19 protein-coding genes are annotated in these 23,118 nt (G+C 66.5%); 14 read left to right on the top strand and 5 right to left on the bottom strand.

The genetic code is table 11. The annotated features are described in order from the left end of the window. Positions 1 to 31: 31 nt before the first annotated feature. Genes pgmG through ACI3K3_RS07165 form a run of 3 tightly spaced genes read right to left on the bottom strand, consistent with a single transcriptional unit; the run spans position 32 to position 2,570 of the window. Complete coding sequence (gene pgmG, locus ACI3K3_RS07175) at positions 32 to 1,450, bottom strand: phosphoglucomutase/phosphomannomutase PgmG (RefSeq protein WP_404912923.1); 1,419 nt, start codon at positions 1,448 to 1,450, stop codon at positions 32 to 34. 2 nt (positions 1,451 to 1,452) lie between these two features. Next, entirely contained in the window at positions 1,453 to 1,761 is a 309-nt protein-coding gene (locus tag ACI3K3_RS07170; RefSeq protein WP_404912922.1) for a molecular chaperone DnaJ, read from the bottom strand. Next, positions 1,758 to 2,570, bottom strand: coding sequence for a division plane positioning ATPase MipZ (locus tag ACI3K3_RS07165; protein WP_404912921.1), 813 nt, complete (start codon positions 2,568 to 2,570; stop codon positions 1,758 to 1,760). Before ACI3K3_RS07165 ends, ACI3K3_RS07170 begins: the two co-directional genes overlap by 4 nt. A gap of 190 nt (positions 2,571 to 2,760) precedes the next feature. Between ACI3K3_RS07165 and panC the strand changes: the two genes are divergently transcribed. From panC to ACI3K3_RS07135, 6 genes are all read left to right on the top strand, one after another. Beyond that, complete coding sequence (gene panC / locus ACI3K3_RS07160; protein ID WP_404912920.1) at positions 2,761 to 3,621, top strand: pantoate--beta-alanine ligase; 861 nt, start codon at positions 2,761 to 2,763, stop codon at positions 3,619 to 3,621. A gap of 130 nt (positions 3,622 to 3,751) precedes the next feature. Then, positions 3,752 to 4,537: a CsgG/HfaB family protein gene (locus ACI3K3_RS07155; RefSeq protein WP_404912919.1), complete on the top strand. Its 786-nt coding sequence runs from the start codon at positions 3,752 to 3,754 to the stop codon at positions 4,535 to 4,537. 72 nt (positions 4,538 to 4,609) lie between these two features. Continuing rightward, positions 4,610 to 5,296, top strand: coding sequence for a response regulator transcription factor (locus ACI3K3_RS07150; protein WP_313437606.1), 687 nt, complete (start codon positions 4,610 to 4,612; stop codon positions 5,294 to 5,296). Between the two features lie 4 nt (positions 5,297 to 5,300). Continuing rightward, a complete protein-coding gene (locus tag ACI3K3_RS07145; RefSeq protein ID WP_404912918.1) occupies positions 5,301 to 6,668 on the top strand; it encodes an ATP-binding protein in 1,368 nt (455 codons plus the stop codon). Between the two features lie 56 nt (positions 6,669 to 6,724). Then, entirely contained in the window at positions 6,725 to 7,258 is a 534-nt protein-coding gene (locus tag ACI3K3_RS07140) for a hypothetical protein (protein ID WP_404912917.1), read from the top strand. Between the two features lie 164 nt (positions 7,259 to 7,422). After that, on the top strand, positions 7,423 to 8,172 hold the full coding sequence (locus ACI3K3_RS07135) for an SDR family NAD(P)-dependent oxidoreductase (protein ID WP_404912916.1): 750 nt from the start codon (positions 7,423 to 7,425) through the stop codon (positions 8,170 to 8,172). A 97-nt stretch (positions 8,173 to 8,269) separates the two neighbouring features. On the opposite strand, the gene ppa is transcribed toward ACI3K3_RS07135, so the two are convergent. Both ppa and ACI3K3_RS07125 read right to left on the bottom strand, forming a co-directional pair. Next, positions 8,270 to 8,818: an inorganic diphosphatase gene (gene ppa / locus ACI3K3_RS07130; RefSeq protein ID WP_404912915.1), complete on the bottom strand. Its 549-nt coding sequence runs from the start codon at positions 8,816 to 8,818 to the stop codon at positions 8,270 to 8,272. 234 nt (positions 8,819 to 9,052) lie between these two features. Continuing rightward, positions 9,053 to 10,996, bottom strand: a complete 1,944-nt coding sequence (locus tag ACI3K3_RS07125; RefSeq protein WP_404912914.1) for a M61 family metallopeptidase — start codon at positions 10,994 to 10,996, stop codon at positions 9,053 to 9,055. A 369-nt stretch (positions 10,997 to 11,365) separates the two neighbouring features. Between ACI3K3_RS07125 and hisS the strand changes: the two genes are divergently transcribed. The 8 genes from hisS to ACI3K3_RS07085 all read left to right on the top strand — a co-directional run bounded on the left by hisS (position 11,366) and on the right by ACI3K3_RS07085 (position 23,115). Further along, positions 11,366 to 12,610, top strand: a complete 1,245-nt coding sequence (hisS, locus tag ACI3K3_RS07120; protein WP_404912913.1) for a histidine--tRNA ligase — start codon at positions 11,366 to 11,368, stop codon at positions 12,608 to 12,610. Positions 12,611 to 12,737: 127 nt separating this feature from the next. Further along, entirely contained in the window at positions 12,738 to 13,808 is a 1,071-nt protein-coding gene (gene prfA, locus ACI3K3_RS07115; RefSeq protein ID WP_404912912.1) for a peptide chain release factor 1, read from the top strand. After that, positions 13,801 to 14,643 (top strand): peptide chain release factor N(5)-glutamine methyltransferase, encoded by an 843-nt coding sequence (gene prmC, locus ACI3K3_RS07110; protein ID WP_404912911.1) that lies wholly within the window; start codon positions 13,801 to 13,803, stop codon positions 14,641 to 14,643. Before prfA ends, prmC begins: the two co-directional genes overlap by 8 nt. A 236-nt stretch (positions 14,644 to 14,879) precedes the next feature. After that, on the top strand, positions 14,880 to 15,890 hold the full coding sequence (locus ACI3K3_RS07105) for a DUF4167 domain-containing protein (RefSeq protein WP_404912910.1): 1,011 nt from the start codon (positions 14,880 to 14,882) through the stop codon (positions 15,888 to 15,890). A 184-nt stretch (positions 15,891 to 16,074) separates the two neighbouring features. Then, positions 16,075 to 17,748, top strand: coding sequence for an apolipoprotein N-acyltransferase (gene lnt / locus ACI3K3_RS07100; protein ID WP_404912909.1), 1,674 nt, complete (start codon positions 16,075 to 16,077; stop codon positions 17,746 to 17,748). Positions 17,749 to 17,789: 41 nt separating this feature from the next. Beyond that, positions 17,790 to 19,007, top strand: coding sequence for a methionine adenosyltransferase (gene metK, locus ACI3K3_RS07095; protein WP_404912908.1), 1,218 nt, complete (start codon positions 17,790 to 17,792; stop codon positions 19,005 to 19,007). A gap of 158 nt (positions 19,008 to 19,165) precedes the next feature. Further along, positions 19,166 to 20,014 carry a sulfurtransferase gene (locus ACI3K3_RS07090; RefSeq protein WP_404912906.1) on the top strand — a complete coding sequence of 283 codons (849 nt, stop codon included), beginning with the start codon at positions 19,166 to 19,168 and terminating at the stop codon, positions 20,012 to 20,014. Between the two features lie 149 nt (positions 20,015 to 20,163). After that, positions 20,164 to 23,115: a CHAT domain-containing protein gene (locus ACI3K3_RS07085; RefSeq protein ID WP_404912904.1), complete on the top strand. Its 2,952-nt coding sequence runs from the start codon at positions 20,164 to 20,166 to the stop codon at positions 23,113 to 23,115. The last annotated feature ends 3 nt before the right edge of the window (positions 23,116 to 23,118 follow it).

Raw genomic sequence — 23,118 nt, 5'->3', positions numbered from 1 at the left:
CATCAGATGTCCCATCTGATTAGAAAATGCTCTAATGCCCCGCTTGCGGACCGCGCCGCAGGCCTGACGCCGCCAGTTGCTCATCGATCTGCGCGATCAGGGCCGCCAGCCCCTCGGCCGTCGCGCTCTCCGCCCGCGCCACCAGCACGTCCTGGGTATTGGACGCCCGGAGCAGCCACCATCCCTGCGGCGTGGTGACGCGAACCCCGTCGATGTCGACGAACTCGGCCCCGGCCGCCACCAATCGTTCGCGGACTTCCTCGACAGCCGCGAACTTGCGGCTTTCGCTCACCTGGAAGCGGAGTTCCGGGGTATTGAGCATCTCCGGCATTGCCCCGCGCAGCTGCGTGACCGATCGCCCCAGCCGCGCGCTCGCGGCGATGAGGCGGACGGCGGCGTAGAGCGCGTCGTCGAAGCCGTAGAAGTCGTCCGCGAAGAAGACGTGGGCGCTGGTTTCGCCGGCCAGCGGCGCGCCGGTCTCGTGCATCTTGGCTTTCATGTGCGAGTGCCCGCTCTTCCACATGAGCGGCTGCCCTCCATGCCGGGCGATCGTATCGAACAGCGCGCCGGATGCCTTGACGTCCCCGATCACGGTGGCACCGGGCATGCGCGCCAGCAGGTCTTCGGCGAATATCCCCAGCAGCTGATCGCCCCAGATCACCCGGCCAAGACCATCGACCACGCCGATCCGATCGCCGTCGCCGTCGAAAGCCACGCCGAAGTCCAGCTTCCGCTCGGCCACGAGAGCCTTGAGATGCGCCAGATTCGCGTCTTCGGTGGGATCCGGATGATGGTTGGGAAACGTGCCGTCGACTTGCGTGAACAGCAGATGGTGCTCGCCGGGCAATATTCCCGTCAGCCGCTCCACCGCGGGTCCGGCCGCGCCGTTGCCCGCATCCCAGCCCATGCGCAGGTCCGACAGCGCCTGAGTGCCGAGACCGGCGAGGCCCTGGGCGATCCTGGACACATAGGCGTCCAGCACGTCACGGCTCTCGACCCCGCCTTCGCCCATCTCGATGTCACCGCGGTCCCAGTCGCCTTTGGCCGCCATCTCGCCAAGCCGCACGATGTCCGGTCCGAAGAAGGGCCGGCCGCCCAGCACCATCTTGAAGCCGTTGTGATCGACGGGATTGTGGCTGCCGGTGATCTGGATGGCCCCGTCCACATCTTCGGCCGAAGCCTCGGCATAATAGAGCATCGGCGTCGGTCCCAGCCCGACCCGCAGGACATCCGCGCCGCTGGCGGTCAGCCCTTCGACCAGTGCCGTCTCCAGCATGGGCGAACTGAGCCGCCCGTCATAGCCGACCGCGACCTTGCGCCCGCCGGCGCGACGCACGACGGTTGCGAAGCAGCGACCGAGCGCATGGGCGTCCTCCGGTCCGAGATCCCGGCCGACCACGCCGCGAATGTCGTATTCGCGCAGGATCGTGGGGTCGAACCGATGGCCCATGATCAGCCCCGCGCGTCGCCCAGCCCGGAAAGAAGAAGATCGCGTGCGGCGTTCGCCTCGTGGACCTTCTCGTTCGTGCCGCCCCGGTCGGGATGGACCTTGGCGACGACGCGGCGATGGGCGTCGAGAATTTCGCGGCGATCCGCTTTCTCGTCCACGCCCAGCAAGGCCCGCGCCTGCGCACTTGCGTGAAGCTCGGTGAAGGAGGGCCCACGCAACGGCTTGCTCTGCCCCAGAGCCTGCCAGGGCCAGCGCCCCTTGATCAGCCGCCAGGCGATGCAGGCGAGCGCGATGAGCCAGAGCAGCTTCATTCGTCGGCGGCGAGTTGCAGGTCGGCTTCGCGGCTGGCCGGGATCGGCAGGTTGAGGCCGGCTACAAGCTGGCGCAATTCCTGCCGTGCCACGAGATGGCTGGTGCCCAGTTCGCCGAGATGCCCCTTGTCCAGCAGCGTCAGGCCCGAAGGGAACAGTTCGCGGAAGATGACGCGCTCGGACAGGCCGTTGGAAATGCGGAAGCCCACGCGCTTGGACAGTTCGAGCAGCGCGCCTTCGAGGCGGCGCATGTTCTTCGCCTCGACGTGCTGGACGCGGTTGCGCACCACCACCCAGTCCAGCTCGCGGCGCCCTTCGTTGATGGTCTTGAGGCCGCGCTTCTTGCGGGTTTCCCACATGAGTTCGGCATAGAACGAAAGCTTCTTCACCTTGAAGGTCTCGCTCTCCACCTGGCCGATCAGGTCGAAGTCGATGAAGCTGTCGTTCAGCGGGGTGACGAGCGTGTCGGCGGTCGCCGCGACATGGCGGGCAAAAGTGTCGTCACGGCCCGGCGTGTCGAAGATGAGGAAATCGTAGCCTTCGGCAATGGCCTCGGCCAGTTCGTCCAGTTCGCCGATGTCCTCGCCGTCATAGACCGCGAAGCGGGCGCCCGGCAGCGCGATCTCGCGGCGACGCTCTGTTTCGACGCGGTTTTCCAGATAGCGGAACAGGGTGCGCTGGCGCGGATCGAGGTCGATCGCAGCCACTTTGGCGCCCTGATAGGCGAGTGCTATGGCCACATGGACGGCCGTCGTGGATTTGCCGGTGCCGCCTTTTTCGTTGGCGAAGACGATACGATGCGCTGTCACGGACCCTGTTCGCTTTCCCTGTTGCCCCCGGACAGTAGTCCGGAAAGCGAAATCAAATCCTTAACCGCCGGAGCGGGTCGAACCCATTGCTCAAGCCCATTGATCACGGCCATTGCTCTTAGCGGCGCGGTGCGGCTAAGGGCAGGCGCGACCCCCGGTCAAGTGCATCCTATCGGAGCAGTGACACCCAATGCAAACCCTCAACAGCCTTGATCCACTGCGCCGTGCCGTTGCCGTGTTGAGGCAATCGGGAAAGATCGCCCTCGTGCCGACCATGGGCGCGCTCCATGAAGGCCATCTGACACTCGTGCGCGAAGCCCGCAGGCAGGCCGATCATGTGGTCGTCTCGATCTTCGTGAACCCGCTCCAGTTCGGCGCCAACGAGGATCTCGACAAGTATCCGCGCCAGCTGGAAGCCGACTGCGCGCTGCTGAAGGCCGAAGGCGTGGCGCTGGTCTGGGCACCTACCGTGGAGGCGATGTACCCGCAGGGCTTCGCCACCAACATTTCCGTCTCGGGCGTCAGCGAAGGCCTTTGCGGCGCCTCGCGCCCCGGGCATTTCGACGGCGTCGCCACCGTGGTCTGCAAGCTGTTCCATCAGGTCTTGCCCGACGTCGCGCTGTTCGGGGAGAAGGACTGGCAGCAGCTTGCGGTGATCCGCCGCATGGCGCGCGACCTCGATCTCGTCCAGCCGCATGTCGATGCGGTGATCGGCGTGGCCACCGTGCGGGAGGAGGACGGACTCGCGAAGTCCTCGCGCAACGCCTACCTCTCGCAGGAACAGCGTGCCCAGGCGGTCGCCCTGCCGACGGCCATGAAGGACGCGATCTCGCGCATAGAGGCCGGCGAGCCCGTCTCCGCCACGCTTGCGCGGCTGCAGGAAACATTGCTGGCCGGCGGATTTTCCGCCGTGGACTATGCCGAACTGCGCGACGCCAGCAGCCTTATCCAGCTGGAGGAACGCGGCGCTGCGCCCATGCGCCTGCTCGTCGCGGCCCGGATCGGCGCCACCCGCCTGATCGACAACATGGCGGTCGCTGCCGAGTGGTGATTTCTCGGAGGGGAAATCTCACAGCAATAGTCATTTGCACAGACGGGATTCCCGCTTAAGTTCCGCAGCGGGTTGGGAAAGGCCGGGTATGGTCGTGCCATGCTGCCCGGTGCAACAGAGGGAAGTCGTCATGAAGAAATTCGTATGTGCGCTCGCCGCGCTCGTCGCCGTGGCTGGAGCCCCCTCGGCATTCGCCGAAGATCGCTCGTCCGCCCGCAAGATCCAGGACAAGGGCGTCCAGCAGATCCCGGTCTGCCGCAAGAACCTGGGCACCGTTGCCATCGTCGAACCGGAAACCCAGTGGTGGCGCGAACTCAGCCTGGGCAGCCCCGAGGCGATCCTGCGCGTCTTCGTGCAGAAGTCCGGCTGCTTCACCATGGTCAATCGCGGCCGTTCGCTCCAGAACAGCGCCATGGAACGCGCGCTGGCCGAACAGGGTGAGCTTCAGAAGGGCTCGAACATCGGCAAGGGCCAGATCAAGGCGGCCGACTACTTCATCCAGCCCGACATCGTTTCCACCAACAACAATTCCGGCGGCGGCGGCATCGGCGGCGTGCTCGGCGGCGTCGGCGGCCTGTTCGGTCGCGGCATCGGCGCGATCGCCGGCGGCCTCAACGTCAAGAAGGGCGAAGCCAACGTCACGCTCTCCATCGTCAATGCGCGCACCACGGTGGAGGAAGCGCTGACCGAGGGCTATGCCCGCAAGTCGGACGTCAGCTTCGGCGGGGCCGGCGGCGGCTTCTTCGGCGGTACCTTCGGCGGGGCCGGCGGCGGCGGATACCAGAACACGCAGATCGGCCAGATCATCGTGCTCGCCTATCTCGATGCCTATACCAAGCTGGTCACCCAGCTCGGCGGCATGCCCCAGGACGCTTCGGCGGCGGCCCCGCAGGCCACCAACGCCTCGGCCCACTGATCGATCGCCAGATCCGGAACTTCGCTCGCCGGGCTTATTCCGGCGAGCGGTTCCGCGGTCGCGAGCCTTGCCATGAGCGGCCCCAAGACCCTCTACATCGAGGACGATGCCCGCGCCGCGTTCCAGGTCAGGGAGCTGGCCGAACAGGCGGGCATCACGCTCGTCTGGGCGGGCAGCGGCCAGGACGGCCTGCGGCTTGCGGGGGTCGAGAATTTCGACGTCATCATCCTCGATCGCATGTTGCCCGACCTTGACGGGCTGACGATCCTGTCCCGCCTGCGCGAAAGCGGGATCGGTACGCCGGTGCTGATGCTCTCCGCGCTCGGACGTACCAGCGACCGCGCGGAAGGCCTCGATGCCGGGGCGGACGATTACCTCGCCAAGCCCTTCGAGGCGCCCGAACTGCTTGCCAGGCTGCGGGCGCTGCACCGTCGCGCGTCCGGGCGCGAGCACAGCGCGGTGATCCTCTACGGCGCCTTCGAGTGCCACGTGAAGGCGCGCACCGCCTTCCGCAACAACCGCCATCTTGCCCTGAGCCCCAAGGAATTCGAGCTTTTCCGGTACTTCATGGAGAATGCCGGCGAAGTGCTCACCCGCGAAATGCTGCTGCGCGACGTCTGGAAAATGAACTTCGACCCGCAGACGAACGTGGTGGACGTCAATATCGGCCGATTGCGCCGCAAGCTGGAAGACGGCTTCGATGCCCCCGCGCTGGAAACGATCTGGGGATCGGGCTACCGCCTGCTGGACGGGCGCTAGGCCAATGGCTCGCCTAGTCGATATCCATCGGTCGATCTTCACCCAGATCGTCGCCTGGGCAATCCTGATCGCCGTGCTCATCACGTCCGGGCTCTGGCTGCTGACCGATACCACCATCCAGCGCACGAACCGCCTGGCGCTGGAACGCGCGGTGGACGTCGATCTTGCGGGTATGGTCGATATCTTCGCAAGCGGCGGCGCGGTAGAGCTGTCCAACCGCATCAACGACCGCCTCGCGCTCCAGCCGCGTGACGCCAACCCGGCCCACTACCTGCTCGCGGATGCCAAGGGCACGCCGCTCGCCGGTGATCTCCGCGCCTGGCCGGGCCTCCATGCCGGGGTTTCAGAAGTGGGCGACGTCACTTTGCCCGACGGCCAACGCGCCCTGGCCCGCGCCACTCAACTCGGCCCCGACCTGCGGCTGATGGTCGCGCATGAATACCGCGATCTCGGTCTCCTGCTGCGGCAAGTGGCGCTGGCCTTCCTTGCAGGCGGCCTGCTTGCGGTGGGCGCGGTGGCGCTGGCAGGCTGGATTGCCGCCCGCCGCCTCGCAGGGCGCATCGAGCGCATCAACGCCGCATTCCGTCACCCGGACGACCGGGCTCTCGACCGCCTGGCAAAGGGCTCCAAGGATCGCGACGAGATCGACGAACTGATGCGCCATTCCGGCGACGCCCTGGCCCGTCTGCGCCGCCTTGCCAGCGCCCAGCGCGAGACCACCGACCAGGTGGCGCATGAGATGCGCACGCCGCTCATGCACCTCGACAACCGGTTGCTCCGCGCGCTCGCCGCGCTGCCGAACAGCGGGCCGGAAGGCGAAACCGCCGCCCGCATCGCCGACGCCCGCCACGAAATTCGCGGCATCATCCGCATGCTGGAATCGCTGCTGGACATCACCGCCAGCCAGGCGCGGCGCGGCGATCGCCACGGCCTCGCCCCCGTGGACCTCAGCGCGCTCGCCGAACGGCTCGGCGAACTCTACGCGGACAGCGCGGAGGAATCGGGCCATGCGTTCGAACTCCGGATCACGCCCGGCATCGTGCTGGAAGGCGAGGAAATGCAGCTTACCCGGCTGATCACCAACCTTCTCGACAACGCCTTCAAGTTCGTCCCCCCCGGCGGCACCGTCAGGCTGGAACTGCTCAAGGGACCGCGCCTGATCGTCCGCGACGATGGTCCCGGCGTGCCCGAGGAAGATCGCGAGCGAATCTTCGACAAGTTCAGCCGCGCCGGCAACCATGGCGGGCAAGGCGGCTCGGGCCTGGGCCTGGCCTTGTGCCGCGCCATCGCGGAACGTCATCACCTTGAAATCGTGCTGACACCCTCCGAAAAGGGAGCTTGCTTCACGATCGCCCCGGAGTCGAAATCATGATTGCGGCCAGAGCCGTTCTGACTGCCCTAAACGTGTTTGGCCGAAGCCTGATTGTCTTGGGGGCACTGCTTGTCGGCGCCATGCCGTCGGTGGCCGCTGCAACCGGCGAAACCGGCCTGGACGAGCGGGTGGCGGCAGCACTCGCCACGGCACAGAAGGCCGAACAGGCTGCCGATCCGGCGGCCCTCGCGGCAGCGCTGCGCATCATCGAGCGTGCCGGGGCGCATCCCATGGACGGCTGGAACGGCACCGATCCGGTTCCCGGCTGGCGCGCGCTGGCGCCTCCGGCCGGTTCTCCGCTGCGCGGCAGCCCGCTCGGGCCCGGCTATCGATCGGGCCGGATCGGCGCGGGGCAAAGCGATTCGTTCCAGCAGGTGTTCCTGTCCGGACGCAAGGCCAGCATCGCGCTGTCCAGTGCCGGGACCGAGCCGCTCAGCCTGCGGGTCGTGGATGCGTCGCACAAGCCGGTCTGCGTGGCGGACGCCCTGCGACGCGCCTGCCGCTGGGTGCCGATCTTCACGCAGCGCTATCTGATCGAAGTCCGCAACGGCGGCCAGAGCCAAGCGAATTACTTCCTCGTCGTCGATTGATCGCGGCTGAGTGCGCGGGCTTAGGGGCAGGACCACGCTTCGCCCCGGCGAAAAATTGAACATGAGTTCAGCGCACATCTTCTGATCATGCCGGATTCGGTCTAGCCCGGTGCGGAGACGCGCCAACCGGATCGGGCCAAGGCGCCAAAATCGGGAGAATGCGTGTGTCCTACAGGGTAGCCATCGTCACCGGCGCCGCCGCCGGCATCGGCGCGGCCTGTTCCAGGCGGCTGGCAAAGCAGGGTGTTGCGGTAGCCGTGCTCGACCTCGACGCCGAACGCTGCGCCGATACCGTGGCCGCCATTCGCGAGGCGGGCGGCACGGCTCTGGCCGTGGGGGCTGACGTTTCAAACCGCGCCTCCGTCAAGGCCGCCGTGGAGCTGGTTCGCGAGACCCTGGGGCCGATCTCGATCCTGGTGAACAATGCCGGCGTCACCGACTTCACCCCGTTCGAGGAACTGACCGACGAACGCTGGGACTTCATCTATGCCGTCAACGTGCGCGGCCTGTTCGTCATGACGCAGGAATGCCTGCCGGATATGAAGGCGGCGGCCTGGGGCCGGATCGTCAACATCTCCTCCTCCAGCGCCCAGACCGGCGCAATCAACATGATCCCCTACTCGTCCTCGAAGGGCGCGGTGGTGACGATGACCCGCTCCATGGCGCAGGAATTCGGGCCCTACGGCATCACCGTCAACAATATCCCGCCCGGCTCCGTCATGGGCACGATCATGTCGGAGGCGAATCGCGATCGCTTCCAGATCCCCACCGAGGTGCTGCTCCAGTCCGTGCCCGTGCGGCGCCTGGGCGAGCCGGAAGATATCGCCAATGCCTGCGCCTGGCTATGCCATGAGGATTCGGGCTACGTCACCGGCCAGACCATCGGCGTGAACGGCGGCCGCGTGGTGACCTGACCCTGGTGCCGTTTGCAGAGGGGCAAACATAAAGGGCCGACGGTTCGCACCGCCGGCCCTTCGTTCCACATGGGGGGTGGTGGAACTCTATAGCAGATCAGGCCTCGACCTTCTTGCCTTCGGTCTCGTAACGCTCGATCGCTTCCAGCACGATCTGGCGGGCTTCCTCAGCGCCGCCCCAGGTGCCGACGCGCACCCACTTTTCGGCTTCGAGATCCTTGTAGTGGGTGAAGAAGTGCTCGATCTGGCTGAACACGATCGGCGGCAGATCGCCCCGTTCCTGAACGTCGGAATAGTAGGGGAACGTCTTGTCGTCAGGCACGCAGACGAGCTTCTCGTCGCCGCCGTGCTCGTCTTCCAGGTTCAGCACCGCGATCGGGCGAACGCGCACGACCGAGCCGGGCACGAACGGCGAGCGGGCGACGACCAGCGCGTCGAGCGGATCGCCGTCGGGCGAAAGCGTATGCGGCACGAAACCGTAATTCGCGGGGTAACGCATCGGCGTATGCAGAATGCGATCGACGAACAGCGCGCCGGAGTCCTTGTCGAACTCGTACTTGACGGGCTCACCGCCGACGGGAACCTCGATGATGACGTTCAGGCTCTCCGGCGGGTTCTTGCCGACAGGAATCATGTCGATGCGCATGTTGGTCCTTCATTACTGGCACGGCAGAAGCGCGCCGGTTAGTCTTTGACCGCGGGGCTTAGCCTTGCGAGTTATGCATCGCAACTGCCTTATCGTGGTAGTTGCAGCCAGTTTGCGACACATACGCCGCTGCGATCGACGAAATTCCGGAAAGAAAAAAGGAAAAGCCCGGACGGGATCGAAATCCCGAACCGGGCCATCCATCGGGCGAAGGCGTCGCCCAGGCGGCAACGCTTACTTGCCGCGCGGCGCCAGCAAGCGGTCCAGGCCGTTTATCTTGCCCGGCGTGGTGCTTTCCAGCCAGGGCCAGCGCAAGCCGCCGTGATAGTCGAGCGCCACGGTGCTGAAGGCATCGCCGCGCTTCACCAGCAATGAAATCGGCGTCTTTGCCGTCTTCGCTGCCGTGATCGCGTCCTTGATCGTTTCGCCGCTATAGGCCGTGCCGTTCACCGCCATGACCTTCACGCCGCTGACGAGCCCGGCATTGTAGCCGAGGCCATCGAACACGGCGCCCGTCACGGTGCCTTCGTTGTCCAGCGTCACGCCCAGTGAATAGCTGAGGTCCAGCGACTTGCGCGATTCCGAAACGCCCTTCTCATAGCCGTTCTGCGTGTCCTTCCAGACCAGCTTGTACCCGGCCATCTCGACACCCTTGGTGGGCGCGGGCTGGTTGGTTTCGTAGATGCGCGTCTTGAGGAAACTGGCCCAGTCGTAGGCATAGACGCCGTTCAGCGTCTTCACCACTTCGTCGAAGTCGTAAGTCAGCTCGCCCCAATCGCCATCGCGCACGCCGAAGAAGGCCTTGGCGAAATCGTCGAGGCCCTTCCTGCCGCCGGTGCCCTGCCGGATGATCTGGTCCGCCTCCAGCCAGGTCAGCGCACCTTCCACGTAGTAATCCTCGGTGCGGGTCACCGAAGTGTAGGGCAGCGGGCGGCGCATGTTGAGCACCGGCGCGAAGGTGGTGTCCTCCACCGAGCGCCAGCCGCGCCCCGGCGTCGCTTCCGAATAGCGCGCGACGGCGCCGGCCAGCGTGTCGAGGATGGTCTGCTTGGTCTGCACGCCCGAACGCGCGGCCAGGATATAGCCCCAGAACTGGGTCTGGCCTTCGTAGACCCAGAGCAGGGTGTTCTGCATCGGCTGCTGGTAGTCCGGCGTCCACAGGTCGGCCGGGCGGCGATACTTGCCGTTCCAGCTATGGACGAATTCGTGCGGGATCACGTTGCGATCCCAGTCCATCTTGTCCCACTCGGTCCAGACCTTGGGCTCCATCTGGTTCTCGCTCGAACGGTGGTGTTCGAGGCCGATGCCGCCCATGCGGTCGGTCAGTGCCAGCAGGAAGTCGTAGTGATCGAAGTGCCGCGCGCCGAACGTCAGCAGCGCTTCGGACACGAGGTTGCGATAGACCTTCATGTTCTCGGGCTTGATGCCGAGCAGCTTGGCCTCGTCCGCGACCACCGCCATGCCGACGTCATGCCCGAGATCCCAGCGCTGGGCATATTTGCCCGCGAAGATCGGCTCGTCGACCAGGCGTTCGTAGTCGGTCGGCGTCCAGGTGACGGTGTCGCCCTGCTGGCTTTTGCCGTCGAGCGCGGTGTAGACGGTCCAGCCCGCCGGGAACTTGACGGTCGGCTTCACGGTCACGCCGCGCGTGTAGTAGCCGGAGGGATAGAGGCTCATCTTCTCCCACTGGAGGTTCAGCATTTCCTGCGTCATCGTAATGCGGCCTTCGCGGGCCTGCACCGGCGAGGTGTGGATGAACTTCGCGGTGACGACCTGCGTTCCGGCCGGAAGGTTCAGGTGGAAGGCGTTCACGGCCACGGTGTCACGCTGCCACTTGATCTCCTTGCCGTCGGCAAGGAAGTGGATCTGCGCCAGCAGCGCGGCGGGGCCGGTGGGCGAGTGGTTGCCCGGCAGCCAGCTCGGCTGAACGAGGATCAACTTGTCCGTACCGGCCGCGACCGGAAACTGCTGGGTGACGCGGTAGACGCCGTGGACGACATCGCTGGCATCGATATCGAGCGAGATTGTCCCCGGGTAAGCCTTGTCCTGCGCGGCCGGCAGCGGCGCGGGCAGCGCAGGCGCTGTCGGACGGCTTCGCTGCGCCGAATCCTGCGCCAGAGCAGGGGTGGAAACCGAAAGGAGGGCGAAGAGCGTGACGACCGCGTTACGATATTTCATGTCGCCAGTCTTTGCGACTGTTGCCCGATTTGGCAACCGTCCAATCCACCAGGCCGTAAACTCATAAATGGCACCATCGAGGTTTGAGGCAAAATGGCTCAGCGCAAGAAGGCAGGGCGCAGGAATATGTCGATATTTCAAGTCCTGCCGACGCCGCGATGGGCCATTTTGCGTCAAATCCGAAGGACGTCCAAATGGCTTCCATCTCGAACCGAAACGACCTTGGACGGGCAACCAGCCCGCCCGGCGGTCGCTTCGGCCCGAGCTGTTCGCCATTTGGACGCCTCGATGGTGCCATTTATGAGTTTACGGCCTAAAGCGGTGCGGGCCACTTTCCCCGCCGCCGCAATCGGGCTAAGCGCGCGCGTCATGAGCACCACACCACAGGCTATTCGCGGAACCCAGGACATCTTCGGCACCGATGCCGAGGCTTTCGCCCATGTCGTCGAGACATTCGAGCGGGTCCGCAAGCTCTACCGTTTCCGCCGCGTGGAAATGCCGGTCTTCGAGAAGACCGAAGTGTTTTCGCGCTCGATCGGCGAGACCACCGATGTGGTGTCCAAGGAAATGTATTCGTTCGAGGATCGCGGCGGCGAATCGCTGACCCTGCGCCCCGAATTCACCGCCGGGCTCGCCCGCGCCTACCTGACCGACGGCTGGAAGCAGTTCGCCCCGCTCAAGGTGGCGACCCACGGTCCGCTGTTCCGCTACGAACGCCCCCAGAAGGGCCGCTACCGCCAGTTCCACCAGATCGACGCCGAACTGATCGGCTCGCCCGAACCGCTGGCCGACGTGGAACTGCTGGTCATGGCCGACCAGCTGCTCAAGGAACTGGGCATTTCGGACGGCGTGACGCTCCAGCTCAACACGCTGGGCGATGTCGCCAGCCGCGATGCCTGGCGTGCGGCTCTGATCGAGTATTTCCGGGGCCACAAGGCGGAACTGTCCGAGGATTCGCAGGACCGCCTCGAACGCAACCCGCTGCGCATCCTCGATTCGAAGGATCCGCGCGACAAGGTCTTCGTGGCCGATGCGCCGATGATCGACGCTTTCCTTTCGGCCGAGGCGCAGGACTTCTTCGCCGCCGTGACCGCGGGCCTCGATGCGGCAGGCGTCGCCTACGAACGCGCGCCCTCGCTGGTGCGCGGGCTCGACTATTATCGCCACACCGCCTTCGAATTCGTCACCACCCGACTCGGTGCGCAGGGCACGGTCCTGGGCGGCGGTCGCTATGACGGCTTGATGGAAAGCCTCGGCGGCCCTGCCACCCCGGCCGTGGGGTGGGCAGCGGGTATCGAACGCCTGGCCATGCTGGTCGCCGATGCGGGCTTGCTCACCGAAACGCCGCTGACCGTGGTCCTGGCGGTAGAGGACGATGCCGCGCTGGCCTACGCCCAGAAGGTCATCACCGCGCTGCGTTTCCAGGGGCTCGACGCGGAAATGGTCGCCACCGGCAGCGCCCGCAAGCGCTTCGACAAGGCCGTGAAGATGGGCGCCAAGGTGCTCGTCTCGTTCGGCGCCAGGGACGGCACGCCTGTCGCAAACCTGCGCGCGGCCGAACCGACCGCCGAATCTCTCGCGGTCGAGCAGGTCCTCCAGTCGGTCCATCCGTGAGCCACGTCTCCCCATTCCCTCGTCACCCTGAACTTGTTTCAGGGTCCACCCCTCGGCACCGAGCCTCGGCTTCGGCGGCGCCATGGATGCTGAAACACGTTCAGCATGACGATGGAGCACCCGCCTGATGTCGATCTCCGACACCCGTCTGGCGCAGATCGCCGCGCGTTTCTCGGAACTTGAGGCGCGCCTGGCCTCCGGCACGCTGGAGGGCGACGCCTTCGTAACCGCCAGCCGTGACTATGCCGAGCTGGAGCCGGTGGCCCGCGTCGCGGCGCAAGTGGCGTCCATGCGCGGCGAGCTGGAAGCGCTCCAGACGCTGGAAGACCCCGATCCCGACATGCGCGCCCTGGCCGAGGAGGAAGCGATCCGCCTCAAGGGCGAACTGCCCGAGGCCGAGCGGCAGCTTGCCATCGCCATGCTGCCGCGCGATGCGGCCGACGTGCGCCCGGCCATGCTGGAAATCCGCGCCGGCACCGGGGGAGACGAAGCCGCCCTCTTCGCCGCCGACCTCTATCGCATGTACGAACGCTATGCCGCCGAACAGGGCTGGCGGGTGGAGATGATCTCCGTCAACGCCAACGATCTGGGCGGCTTCAAGGAAGTTGTGGCCAACGTCGCCGGCGCGGGCGTCTTCGCCAAGCTCAAGTTCGAGAGCGGCGTTCACCGGGTCCAGCGCGTGCCGGTGACGGAATCTGGCGGACGCATCCATACTTCGGCGGCGACGGTCGCGGTGCTGCCCCAACCCAGCGAAGTCGATGTGCAGATCGAGGACAAGGACCTCAAGATCGACATCTTCCGCGCATCGGGCGCAGGCGGCCAGCACGTCAACACCACCGATTCGGCGGTGCGCATCACCCACTTGCCCAGCAACCTGGTGGTGATCTGCCAGGACGAGCGCAGCCAGCACAAGAACAAGGCCAAGGCCATGCAGGTCCTGCGCGCCCGCCTCTACGAAAAGATGCGCGAGGAAGCCCACGGCGCCGAGGCCGAGGCACGCAAGGCCATGGTCGGCTCCGGCGATCGTTCGGAACGCATCCGCACCTACAACTTCCCGCAAGGCCGCGTGACCGACCACCGCATCAACCTCACCCTGCACCGCCTTCCCGAAATTCTCGAAGGCCCGGGCCTTGCCGAAATGATCGATGCCCTGCTTGCAGAGGACGAGGCCAAGCGCCTTGCCGCCATGGATGCCTGAGCCGACGGTCGGCGAAGCGATCCGCGCGGCAGCGGAGCGCCTCGCCGCGAGCAGCGACACGGCCCGGCTCGATGCCGAAGTGCTGATGGCCCATGCCCTCGCCACGTCGCGGTCCTCGATGCTGCTGGCCCGCATGCGCGATCCGGCACCGCAAGGCTTTGCAACGCTTGTCGATCGTCGTGCCGCGCACGAACCGGTCGCCTATATCACCGGCTCCCAGGAATTCTTCGGCCTGCCTTTCACGGTCGGCCCGGATGTCCTCATCCCGCGCGGCGATTCCGAAGTTCTGGTGGAGACTGCGCTTGCCGCCCGCCCCGATGCGCGAAAGGTGCTGGACTGCGGCACGGGCTCCGGCGCCCTGCTGCTGGCGGTTCTCGCCAACTTGCCCGAGGCGCGGGGCGTGGGAATAGACAGCTCGCCCGGCGCCTTGGCAGTCGCGACCGGCAATGCCGCATCGCTGGGCCTGGCTGAACGCGCCCGAATGATCGCGGCCGACTGGCATGTCCCCGGTTGGACCGAATCGCTGGGTGGTCCCTTCGACCTGATACTTGCCAATCCGCCTTACGTGGAAACCACGGTGACGCTCGACCGGTCGGTGGCGGGATTCGAGCCGGCGAGCGCGCTCTATTCCGGGCAACTGGGCTTGGACGATTACCGCGTGCTGGTGCCGCAATTGCCCGGCCTGCTTGCCCCGGGGGGGATCGCACTGGTCGAAATCGGGCACCAGCAGGCCGAGGCCGTGGCCGCGATCGGAGCGGAATGCGGCCTTTCCAGCCGCCTGCACCGCGATCTGGGCAATCGTCCCCGCGTCCTGGAGTTTTCAACAGCTACATAAGTTTTCACTTGGAATTCTGGCCTGGAATGCCTAATGATCATGGCGAACCGGCACATGGATGGAATTTCCCATGTGGGCGGCTCGCCTCCAATCTTTGCAGATCGTCGCGGCGTTTAGCGCCTCGGCACGGCAAACGGTGGAGTTCACGGCACTCGGGGGCGATCCGTGATCATGTGACGTGTGGCAGATCGGCCTGACAGGAACAGGCCGATGCCCTGGGTTTTGAGGAATAATCCTTGAATAATAATCGTGGTAATAACCGTCGGCGTGGCCGCGGTAACAATCGCCAGCAGGGCGGTCAGCAGATCAACCGAATCGACAGCAGGGCTCGCGGCAACGCGCCGCAGTTGCTGGAGAAGTACAAGAAGCTGGCCCATGACGCGCACCTCAACGGTGATCGCGTTCAGGAGGAATACTACCTCCAGTTCGCGGACCATTATTTCCGCGTCCTTGCCGACCAGAAGCAGCGCCAGGACGAATCGCGCCAACCCCGCCGCGACGATCGCGGTTCGGAATATGGCGATGATTTCGGATCGGACGATTACGGCGATTACGAATCTGCGCCTTTGCCGGAACGCCAAGAGCGCCAGGAGCGGCCGGAACGCCAGGAGCGGTCCGAACGCAGCCATGACCGTCAGGAACGCCAGCCCCGTCGTGAAGATGGGCGCCGTGAAGATGGTCGGCGCGAGGAAAACCGTCGTGACGAGAACCGTCGTGATGACAATCGTCGTGAAGATGGGCGCCGCGACGATAGTCGCCGGGACGAAAGCCGGCGCGAGGATCGCGCTCCCCGCGCTCAGGCCGTCGAGGAAGATGCAGTTGCCGCTCCCGGAAACGAGGCGGAAGCCACCGGCGCACCGACCGTCTACGAGCCGGCCGAAAATCCCTTCGTTCGTGACAATCGCGTCTCGCGCGGGCTGAAGCAGCGCAAGCCGCGTCGCCGCCAGGACGAGGAAGAAACGGCGGAAGCTACCGGGAACGATACTCCCGCTGCGGAGAGCGAGCCCAACGGCAATCTCGATCCGGCCACCCTTCCCCCGCCGATTTCGGCGGCACCCGTCCGCAAGACGAGGGCTTCGGCCGCGAAGACCGCAAAGGCGGCCGAACCGGCCGAAACCACGGCTCCCGAGCAGCCGGTGGACGACGCCGTGGCCGAGGAAAAGCCGCGCCGCCGCCGCACCACCCGCAAGGCGGCCCCTTCGGCTGACGAAGGCGGCGAAAGCCCTCTGGAAGCCGTCAACTCGTAAGAGCGGACAGGCCTCCCGATTTTAGCGACCCGCGTCTCGCCGCAAGGCAAGGCGCGGGTCGTCTGCTGTCAGGGGCTCGCGACGCAGCACCGCCGTCTTCGCTTTTTGCGAACTTCGCTTGCCTCGCACCACCTTACCCCTACATAGCGGCGCGACTGCATCCCTTTCGGCGCGAGGACCGGCCGTGAACCCCGTACTGGATATCCTCAAGCGCCGCCCGCGGCTCGCGACAGGCCTTGCCGCGATCCTGGCCGGCACGATCGCCGCCTGCGGCTTCCAACCCCTCGCGCTCTGGCCACTTACCCTGCTCGGCGTGGCGGTTCTGGCGGAACTGGTCGCCCGTGCTCCCGGCTGGCGATCCGCCTTCTTCGCGGGCTGGTTTTTCGGGCTCGGACACTTCACCCTCGGCGACAACTGGATCGCGACCGCATTCACCTACCAGGCCTCGATGCCGGGCTGGCTGGGCATGATCGCGGTGTTCCTGCTCTCCCTCTATCTCGCGATCTATCCCGGTCTTGCGGCCCTGGCTGCCTGGCTGGTCATGCGGCTTGACCGCAGGCACGAAGGACAGCGCGAAGGAGGGCCGGACGGCGGCGCCTTCCTGTTGCTTTCGCTCGCGTTCGCGGCGGCCTGGATCGTCAGCGAATGGCTGCGATCCTGGGTCTTCACCGGCTTCGCCTGGAATCCGCTGGGCGTCACTCTGCTCGGCGGATACGAGAGCCGGGGGCTGGCGATGGCGGCGCCATGGGTCGGCACTTACGGACTATCCGGGATCGCCACCTTGATCGCTTGCGTCCCCGCGCTGCTCTGGCGGCTTTCCCGCAACGCCAGGGGCGGCCTGCGCTGGGCATGGGCGATCGCATTTGCGATCCCTGGCCTGGCGCTGTTCGGGGCCTTGGCGGCGCTCATGGCCCTGCCGGATCCCTGGGCACAGCGCACCGAAGGCGCAGTCCGCTACACCCTTGTCCAGCCCGACATCCGCCAAGAATTCATCGACGATCCGCGCCAGTACGAGGCCAACTTCGTCAAGCTCGCGCGCCTGTCGCTGCCCCGTTCGCCGGGAGAAACGCGCGTGGTGTTCTGGCCGGAATCGGGACTGGGCGACTACATCCGCGACGGCTACCCGCCGTTCCTCTACCGCATGTATACTTATGCGGGCGATCCCGTGCTTGCGCGGGAGCGCATCGGCCGGGTGATCGGTCCCTATGCGGTGCTGATGACCGGCGCGGTCGATCTGGTCCTGAAGGACGGCGAAGGCATCGCCGCCCGCAATTCGGTGTCGATGATCGACGGCAACGGCAACCTGCTGTCCAGCTATTCGAAGGCGCATCTGGTGCCCTATGGCGAATATCTCGCCTTGCGCTGGCTGCTCGAACCGCTGGGCGCCACCCGACTGGTACCGGGCGCGATGGACTTCTGGCCCGGACCGGGACCGCGCACTTTCGACCTCGGCCGCTGGGGCAAGGTCGGCGTGCAGATCTGCTACGAGATCATCTTCAGCGGGCAGATCGTCGATCCGCGCGTCCGCCCGGACTATATCTTCAATCCGTCCAACGACGGCTGGTTCGGAAGCTGGGGGCCCCCGCAGCACCTAGCGCAGGCGCGCCTGCGCGCGATCGAGGAAGGCCTGCCGGTCATGCGTTCCACCACCACCGGCATCAGCGCCGTGATCGACGCGGATGGACTGGTGCGCGCCCACGTGCCTTGGCATCAGGCCGGAAGGCTGGACGGACGCATTCCGCCGCCACATGAACCCACCGCTTTCGCAATTTTCGGAAACCTGCTGCCGCTTGCGCTTGCCGCAGCTTTCTGGACGCTTGCACTTTCCGGTGTTGCGCTCCGCCGTCGTCGTCGTTAGACCCTTACCCACATAAAGATTTCTTTATATGTGGTATCACGATGCGAAATGACTACGTCTTTACCTCCGAGAGCGTCTCGGAAGGCCATCCCGACAAGGTTTCGGACCAGATTTCCGACGCCATCGTCGATCTCTTCCTCTCGAAGGATCCCGAAGCGCGCGTCGCCTGCGAGACCCTGACCACCACCCAGCGCGTCGTTCTTGCCGGCGAAGTGCGCGGCAAGGGCATGATCGACAAGGACGGTCACTGGGAAGACGGCGCGCAGGAGGAAATCCAGCACATCGTCCGTGAAACCGTGAAGCGCATCGGCTACGAACAGGCCGGCTTCCACTGGCAGGACCTGCTGTTCGAGAACCACCTGCACCCGCAGAGCGCGGACATCGCGCAGGGCGTGGACTCGGACGGCAACAAGGACGAAGGCGCCGGCGACCAGGGCATCATGTTCGGCTTCGCCTGCGACGAAACGCCGGACCTCATGCCCGCCACCCTCGATTACAGCCACAAGATCCTCGAACGCCTTGCCGCAGACCGTCATTCGGGCGCGGCCCCGTTCCTGGAGCCCGACGCCAAGAGCCAGGTGACCCTGCGCTTCAAGGACGGCGTGCCCGTGGAAGCCACCGCCGTGGTCGTCTCCACCCAGCACAAGCCCGGCTACCACGAAGGCGCCCAGGACGCGGAACTGAAGGCCTATGTGAAGAAGGCCGTGGGCGAGATCCTGCCCGCCGGCTTTGTCACCGATAACACCAAGTTCCACATCAACCCCACCGGCAAGTTCGAAATCGGCGGCCCTGACGGCGATGCCGGCCTCACCGGCCGCAAGATCATCGTCGACACCTACGGCGGTGCAGCCCCGCACGGCGGCGGCGCCTTCTCGGGCAAGGACCCCACCAAGGTCGATCGCTCGGCGGCCTACGTGACGCGCTACCTCGCCAAGAACGTCGTCGCGGCGGGCCTCGCCAAGCGCTGCACGATCCAGATCGCCTATGCGATCGGCGTGTCCGAGCCGCTTTCGCTCTACGTCGATACCCACGGCACCGGCACGGCCAGCGACGCCGACCTCGAAGTGGCGATCACCAAGGTCGCTGCCGACAAGCTGGGCGGCCTCACCCCGCGCGGCATCCGCACGGGCCTGGGCCTCAACAAGCCGATCTACGGTCCCAGCGCCGCCTACGGCCACTTCGGCCGCAAGCCGGAGGGCGATCTGTTCCCCTGGGAGCGTACCGATCTGGCCGATGCCCTGAAGGCCGCTCTGGCCTGATCCGGCGCACCTGAACGCTCTAGCGGGCCGGGTTTCCTTATCGGAAGCCCGGCCCGATTTCGTTTGCACTCGACCGATCGGCCGCGTTTCGGGACAGGCCGCGTCGACAGGAGCAGCGCGGCCTTCTAAGGGCAGCCCGACATCATCGAGGCGGCATCATGGCTTACGACACGCTCATTTCGGTTTCGCAACTGCACGGCCTCCTCGCGGCCGGCACCGATGTCCTGATCCTGGATTGCGACTTCGAGCTTGGCGTGCCCGACAAGGGCCGCGAGTCCTATCGCGCCGGACACTTGCCCGGTGCCCGCTACGCCCATCTCGATGACGATCTTGCCGCACCGTCCGACGGCACCAACGGGCGGCATCCGCTACCCGCCCGGGTCGCCTTTGCGGCCTGGCTGCGCACGCAAGGCCTGAAGCGCGGACAGCAGGTGGTCGCCTGCGATTCCAGCGGCAGTGCCTGGGCGGCGCGGGCCTGGTGGATGTTGCGGTGGATGGGTCACGAAAACGCAGCCGTCCTCGATGGCGGCAAGCAGGCCTGGGTGGCGGCGGGCCTGCCGATGGAGACCGGTGATTCCCCGGTCGCCGTTCCCGGGGATTTTACGCCCGGCGAACCATTGGTTCCCATTCCCGTCACCGCCCGGCAAGTGCTTGCCAACATCGCCACGCAAGAGATGCAGCTGCTCGACGCCCGTGATCCCTTGCGCTTCCGGGGCGAACCCAATCCGATCGACCCGGTCGCCGGTCATGTTCCCGGCGCCCGCAACCGCTTCTTCCGGGACAATCTGGCGGAGGACGGACGCTTCCGTCCGGCCGAGGAACTTGCGCGCGCATTCGCGCCGCTCCTGGCCGGAAAGCCGGCGCTGCTCTCCTGCGGATCGGGAGTGACGGCCTGCCATAATGCCCTCGCCATGGCGGTCGCCGGACTGCCCCAGCCACGGCTCTATCCAGGGTCATGGAGCGAATGGATCGCCGATCCGGCCCGGCCCGTCGCCACCGGAAACTGACCTGAGCTGACAGGACCGCGAAAGGCGAGTTTTAGCCGAAAAACAATTGCCTGCTTGCCCCGCTCGCCAAATCATGCGCTTGAAAGGGGAGTGCCGGAAGGCGGCCGGAGCAACCTGCCCGGCCCTTTGCCTTGCGGCTGGGGGCACCGATGAGGAAGCGGTTCTGGATCGGCCTGACGGCCGGTCTTCTCTTGCAGAGCGCGGTCGGCGCTTCGCCCCGGCGCGCGGACGAGCCGGCAACCGGCGTATCCGGTCCATCGATCGCCGGCGAACTTCGCGCCCTTGCCGATTACGACACCTCGGGCGATCCGAACAAGGCGCTGCGCCGGATCGATGCCGCCCTCGCCTCGGCAGGCAAGGTGGGAAATGCCGACCCCAAGGCCGTGCTGCTGGTCCGGGCGACACGCGGTGAGGCGTTGTTCTGGCTCGGCCGCTACGAGGAAGCGCTCGCGGTGTTTCGAGACTTCGACACGCGGATGACGGCCTTGGGGCAACCGATGACGCCGCGCCATGCCGATATCGTCAACAACATCGGCTCCGCGCTCTCCAGCCTCGGCCGACTGGACGAAGCGCGGCTCTACAAGCAGCGTGCGCTGGACCTTAGCGAGAGCCTGACCGGCAAGAACAGCGTCGAATATGCCGCAGCGCTCTATGGCCTTGCACTGATCGATTACCGCCGGGGGCTTCCCTTGGAAGCTATCCCCAAGGTGGAGCAGGCCGTGGCGATCGCCACGATGGCCAGCAGCCAGAGCGGACGGAACGCCGAGTATCCGACGCTGTTCGGCATCACGCTCAGCACCTTGCAGATCCAGGCGGGGGATGCCACCTCCGCCGTGTCTGCAGCGCGGGCCGCGGCCGACTGGGCAGACGTTCATCTGGGCAAGACGCACCGCCTGACGCTGGCCGCGCTCAATGCCCTGGGTGCCGCGCTCAACGATGCCGGGCTCTACGGGCAGGCCACGCCGATCCTGCGCCGCGCGCTGGACATGCGGATGGCGAAGGCCGATCCCGATCCCCGCGACCTCGGCTATTCACTCAACGCGCTGGCCTATTCTCTCGACCTCGCGGGCTTCTCGGAAGAGGCTCTGGCCTTCTACGAAAGGTCGGCCGCCATCTTCGAGACTCTCCCGGCATCGCAGCAACCCATGTCGGGGGCCAACGTGTTCGGCCAGATCGCCCGCATTGTCCGCGATGATGGGCAGACCGAGAAGGCGCTCGAACTGAACCGCAAGGCGCTGGCCATGGCGCGGCGCCTTGCATCCTCGTCCGACGATCCCGAGGTGCTTCGCGCCGAGCTGAGCCTGGCCAAGCTGCTGATTTCGCTGGAAGCGCCGCTAGAGCATCTCGACGCCGCGCAAGCGCTGCTGGACCATGTTACCGCCGCATATTCCCGGCGCGCGTTGGACACGAATCTCGATCGGGTTGCCGCCGAAACCTTGCGCGCGGCGATCGATGCCCGCCGGGGCGACCCCGCCGGCGCCCTCGCCCGGGCCCGCCCCGGCATTGCCGCCTTGCGGGCCCGTCTGCTCGATCGCACCAGCGCCTCCACCGGCGCCGTGCGGCTACGCGACCAGGCTGCCGGCACGTTCGTCCTCAACGCGAGGATCGCCATGGCCGCCGGGGACGGACAGGCGGCTTTCGACGCCTTGCAGATGGCCGGAATGGGCGACCTGCAAACGGCCTTCACCTCTCTTGCCGCGATCCATGACCGCTACGGACCGGAAGCGGATGCCGCGATCCGCGCCTACCTCTCCACCGCCGCAGGCCTGCGCGAATTGCTCAAGCAGCGCGATCGGGAGATCGGCCAGGATGGCGACGACCGTGGCGATTTCGACACGGCCCGGCGGATCACCGACACCGAACGGGACTTGCAGGCGCTGGACGGGCGGATCGGCGCGCTGGTACCGGGCTATGCCGCGCTGACCGGCTTCGAGCCCGCGACGCTCGCGGCAGCCCGATCCCGGCTGGCGAAAGACCAGGCCATGCTTCTCTACGGGCAGGACGCGCAGGGGCTGGTCGTCATGGCGATCACCCGCGACACCGTGACGTCCGCAACCACGCCGATCCCGGCGCGCCGCCTGGCCACTCTCCAGCGCAAGCTGCGTGCCTCGATCGAGGAAGGCCTGCTGACGGACGGCACCTCTGGGTTCGACCGACAGTCGGCCTATCGGCTCTACACGCTCCTGTTTCCCGACCCGATCGCGGAGGCACTGCGCCACAGCCATCAAGTGGCGATCCTTGCGCCGGGGATGCTCGCTTCCCTGCCCTTCGACGCGCTGGTAACCGCGCTGCCCAGCGGTGACGACGCCGACCCGCTGGCGCTGCGCCGCACGGCCTGGCTGGTGCGCCGCCACGCCGTGAGCACACTGGTGAGCGCCGCCTCGCTGTCGAAAGCCGGAAAGCGCACAAGCCCGCCGCAGGGTTTCGTAGGGGTCGGCGCGCCGCTGCTGGCCGAGGCCGCCGCGCCGGGGGATGTTGAACTGCCCTTGCGGACCCTGCCGCCGCTTCCGCAACTGCCCGGCGCCGAGGCCGAACTGCGCGCCATGGCCGATAGCATTGCCGGCGACCGCCGCATCCTCGTCGGCGCGCAGGCGACCGAAGCAGCGGTCAAGGCCGCCCCGCTGGCAGGCGCGGGCGTCATCGCCTTCGCCACGCACGGCCTCGTCGGCGGCGCCTATCGAAACATCGTGGAACCGGCGCTGGTGCTGACGCCGACGCCCCCCGGCAGCGACGGCGACGACAGCGACGGCGAAGACGGCCTGCTCACCGCCTCGGAGATCGCCCGCCTGAATCTCGACGCGGACTGGGTGATCCTGTCGGCCTGCAACACCGATGCCGGTGAGAGCGAAAACGCCCCGACTTACTCCGGCCTCGCCCGCGCATTCGTGTCGGCGGGCGCGCGATCGTTGCTACTGTCGCACTGGCCGGTGCGGGACGACGTAGCGGGCCGCCTCACCCTGCGCACCGTCACCGGCGCACGAGGCAGCACCAGCCGCGCGCAGGCCTTGCGCCGCGCGCAGCTGGAGGTTCTGGCGGACACGGCACTGCCGGGAGGCGCCCATCCCGCGACATGGGCGCCCTTCGTCCTAGTCGGCGATTGAGAG

Source organism: Novosphingobium sp. ZW T3_23 (genome assembly GCF_044987305.1).
Classification (GTDB): Bacteria; Pseudomonadota; Alphaproteobacteria; order Sphingomonadales; family Sphingomonadaceae; genus Novosphingobium.
Note: the sequence above shows the minus strand (reverse complement) of the source record. Positions and strands in the feature narration are given on the sequence as shown.

Bases quoted from the DNA above. Each gene is read 5' to 3' on its own strand.
- ACI3K3_RS07170 (WP_404912922.1), bottom strand. From the start codon at position 1,761: ATGAAGCTGCTCTGGCTCATCGCGCTCGCCTGCATCGCCTGGCGGCTG.
- ACI3K3_RS07090 (WP_404912906.1), top strand. From the start codon at position 19,166: ATGGCTTACGACACGCTCATTTCGGTTTCGCAACTGCACGGCCTCCTC.
- hisS (WP_404912913.1), top strand. From the start codon at position 11,366: ATGAGCACCACACCACAGGCTATTCGCGGAACCCAGGACATCTTCGGC.
- ppa (WP_404912915.1), bottom strand. From the start codon at position 8,818: ATGCGCATCGACATGATTCCTGTCGGCAAGAACCCGCCGGAGAGCCTG.
- ACI3K3_RS07145 (WP_404912918.1), top strand. From the start codon at position 5,301: ATGGCTCGCCTAGTCGATATCCATCGGTCGATCTTCACCCAGATCGTC.
- panC (WP_404912920.1), top strand. From the start codon at position 2,761: ATGCAAACCCTCAACAGCCTTGATCCACTGCGCCGTGCCGTTGCCGTG.
- pgmG (WP_404912923.1), bottom strand. From the start codon at position 1,450: ATGGGCCATCGGTTCGACCCCACGATCCTGCGCGAATACGACATTCGC.
- metK (WP_404912908.1), top strand. From the start codon at position 17,790: ATGCGAAATGACTACGTCTTTACCTCCGAGAGCGTCTCGGAAGGCCAT.
- ACI3K3_RS07155 (WP_404912919.1), top strand. From the start codon at position 3,752: ATGAAGAAATTCGTATGTGCGCTCGCCGCGCTCGTCGCCGTGGCTGGA.
- ACI3K3_RS07125 (WP_404912914.1), bottom strand. From the start codon at position 10,996: ATGAAATATCGTAACGCGGTCGTCACGCTCTTCGCCCTCCTTTCGGTT.
- prmC (WP_404912911.1), top strand. From the start codon at position 13,801: ATGCCTGAGCCGACGGTCGGCGAAGCGATCCGCGCGGCAGCGGAGCGC.
- prfA (WP_404912912.1), top strand. From the start codon at position 12,738: ATGTCGATCTCCGACACCCGTCTGGCGCAGATCGCCGCGCGTTTCTCG.
- ACI3K3_RS07150 (WP_313437606.1), top strand. From the start codon at position 4,610: ATGAGCGGCCCCAAGACCCTCTACATCGAGGACGATGCCCGCGCCGCG.
- ACI3K3_RS07085 (WP_404912904.1), top strand. From the start codon at position 20,164: ATGAGGAAGCGGTTCTGGATCGGCCTGACGGCCGGTCTTCTCTTGCAG.